Source organism: Leisingera sp. F5 (genome assembly GCF_001593695.1).
Genome location: NZ_LUKH01000353.1, coordinates 1 through 2,742, shown reverse-complemented (window position 1 = coordinate 2,742; position 2,742 = coordinate 1). Strand labels below are relative to the sequence as shown.

The following is a 2,742-nucleotide window of genomic DNA, read 5'->3' as shown; positions in this document are numbered from 1 at the left end:
CATCATCGGGCCGGAGCCGATCAGATAGTCGATATACTCCTTCCCGTCTTCATCCCACACGCGCGAGCCCTTGCCCTCGCGGATGACGATACCGGGATCAAAATTGCCAAAGCCGCCCGCGGGCAGCACCGCACGGGCGCGTTCAGTCCATTCGGCCTGTGAGAGGATCTTTTCCATGTCTTCAGTTCCTGTTGAGGGCGGGTTGCCCATTGTTAGGTGAGATTTGACCAATAAGTCAAAAATTAATCGATCACAGCTGCGGGAGCCCCCAGGCCCTCGCGGTCGGGACGTGCACCCAGGCCAGCGCCTTCCGGCGGGGCGATACGGCCGTTGCGGCGCTCCGGCCCGGCCGGGTCCAGCCGCGGGCTGACATAGGAAGAGAGGTCGCAGACATTCATCACGCTCAACGGATCAGTCGAGGCTCCCAGATGCAGCAGCGCCGCGGTGGTGATGTCGGAGCCCCAGGTGTCCTCGATGCACATCTTGGCGCCCAAATGCAGGCACAGGTCGCGCGCCCGGCGTGAGGCCGACAACCCGCCGAATTTCGAGAGCTTAATGGCGACCGCATCCATCACGCCTGCCGCGTGGCCAGCCAGCAAGGAGGCAGTATCATGGGCGTTTTCATCCAGCTTCATCGGCAGGCCGCAGGCCGCGCGCACCCGGGCGCAATCCTCAATGGTGGCGCAGGGTTGTTCCAGCATGATGTCCAGACCGGCAACGGCCCGGCCCACGCGGGAGGCATCCAGCGAGGTTGCGCCGCAGTTCCAGTCGCCATAGACCAGCGGGCCATCGCCTACCGCCTCGCGCACCAGCCGCAGCCGGGCCACATCGGCCAGCCAGTCGCGGTCGGCGCCGAGTTTCACCTGAAACTGGGTGATGCCGGTCTCCTGTGCCTCGCGGGCGATGTGCGCCATCTCCTCGGGGGCGACGCAGGTGATCGAGTGATAAAGCGGCATATCCGCCTGCCGCTGACCGCCCAAGAGCGCATGAAGCGGCAGCGCGGCGGCCTGCGCGGTCAGGTCCCACAGGGCGATGTCGATGGCGGATTTGGCGTAAGCGTGCCCCTGCAGCCAACAGTCCAGTTTCGCCATCACCGCCTCTGGTCCCACCGGATCGGCACCCATGAGCACCGGCGCCATCTCCTCAACCGCGGGCACCACGCCGCGGGCATAGGCGGGCAGGTAATGCGGGATCGGGCAGACCTCGCCCCAGCCGGTCAGGCCCGCGTCCGTGTCCAACGCGAGCACCACGCTTTCGACGGTGCCGCAGGTCTTGCCTTCGGCCATGTAATAGGCGGTGTGGCTGGTCAGCGGCACATGCCACAGGGAGATCCGGGTGATTTTCATTTACGTGCTCCAAGGTCGGATTTTCTCAGCAGGTCTTCTCCGCGCCAGAAGGCGGCGGCCAGCAGTGGCCCCGGCACCATATCAATGGCATGTTTCTGATGCGGCGCGTGGTGGATAGTGTCTCCGGGGATCGCATCCCGCGGCGGGCGGCCTTGAGAATGGAACCGGGCCTGGCCGGCCAGGATCAGATAGGTCTCCTCAGGTGCATGCGAATGCTCGGTATAATGCTGTCCGGCGCCCCAGTAGCCGATCGACAGGCGCATCTCGTTGCTGTGGTACAACCCCTCGGGTGAGATCAGATTGACCCAGCCGTAATTGTCCAGCCAGTTGCGGGAGAAGCCATCCGCCTTGGTGTAGGTCTGCTGCCATTTGAGGCGGGGAAGCGCGGCAATCAGAGCTTTCACAACGGGTAGCGTGCCCGCCGAAACACATGGCCCGGGCCGGGACGCAAGCGCCGCGGCTGGCAGAAGTTTGGATATCCTCGTGCACACAGGCAATTGGCGCGGCTCTGCGTCCAGCAGCGGCAGGTCCTGCATCCGCGGCGCAAACCACTCCAGCCCTTCGGTCCGGGCGGCCAACTGTGTCAGCTCCTGCAACAGCCGTGCGGGCATCGCACTAGCCTCCGTAGACCGCAACCGGGTCCCCCAGCGCGCCGTCTTCCGGGGTCACGCCGAGGCCGGGCAGGGAGGGTGGCACGGCAATGCCCGCGTCATTGCGCGCGCCCTGGCCGGGGACCGGATCCGCATCCAGATGGTAGTGGCAGAGCCAGCTTGCCAGCCGGTTGGCCTCCGGCGTCGAGGCCGCCAGGTGGATCGCTGCGGTATCCGCCAGCGCCGATCCGCCCAGATCCTCGATATGCATCTGCCAGCCGACGGAGACGCCAAAGTCGCGGATCTGCCGCGCCCGGGTCAGCCCGCCGACGCGGTTGGGCTTCACCTTCACGCCTTCGCACGCGCCGCGCTTCCAGGCCTCCAGATGGTCGCCGAACGTTTGCATGCATTCATCCAGCATGATCGGGTTGGAGACCCGCGCCGCCACATGGGCGCACTGGTCCAGCGTCTCGCAGGGCTGCTCCACCCAGTCGCGTGCCTTGACCGAGTTCAGCACCTCCACCGCGACGCCGGGCTGCCAAGCGCGGTTTACGTCAAAGGTCACCTTGTGGCCCTTGGGCAGGCCTTCGGAAATCGCCTCGATCCGGTCAATGTCGAGGCCGATGTCAGTGCCGCCCACCTTGGCCGAATGCACGGTATAGCCCTTTTGCGCGGCACGGGCGATCAGCGCCAGCATTTCCCCCGGACTGCTGGTGGAGATCGACGAGTTCACCAGCACCGGCGCGGCCTCTGCCCCGCCCAGCAGTTGCCACAGCGGCAGGCCCGTGGCTTTGCCGAGAATGTCC

3 protein-coding genes and 1 pseudogene are annotated in these 2,742 nt (G+C 65.8%); all 4 read right to left on the bottom strand.

Annotation, left to right across the window (positions count from 1 at the left end):
* A pseudogene (locus A2I95_RS30160) lies at positions 1–177 on the bottom strand (aspartate aminotransferase family protein); the annotation flags it as partial.
* 65 nt (positions 178–242) lie between these two features.
* Entirely contained in the window at positions 243–1,346 is a 1,104-nt protein-coding gene (locus A2I95_RS30155; protein ID WP_291735802.1) for a mandelate racemase/muconate lactonizing enzyme family protein, read from the bottom strand.
* Positions 1,343–1,957 carry a dimethylsulfonioproprionate lyase family protein gene (locus A2I95_RS30150; RefSeq protein ID WP_291735800.1) on the bottom strand — a complete coding sequence of 205 codons (615 nt, stop codon included), beginning with the start codon at positions 1,955–1,957 and terminating at the stop codon, positions 1,343–1,345. Before A2I95_RS30150 ends, A2I95_RS30155 begins: the two co-directional genes overlap by 4 nt.
* Before the next feature lie 4 nt (positions 1,958–1,961).
* Positions 1,962–2,742, bottom strand: a 781-nt coding sequence (locus A2I95_RS30145; RefSeq protein WP_291735798.1) for a mandelate racemase/muconate lactonizing enzyme family protein, incomplete at its 5' end; no start/stop codon positions are given.

Coding starts and splice junctions, on each gene's coding strand:
- A2I95_RS30150 (WP_291735800.1), bottom strand. CDS start 1,957: ATGCCCGCACGGCTGTTGCAGGAGCTGACACAGTTGGCCGCCCGGACC.
- A2I95_RS30155 (WP_291735802.1), bottom strand. CDS start 1,346: ATGAAAATCACCCGGATCTCCCTGTGGCATGTGCCGCTGACCAGCCAC.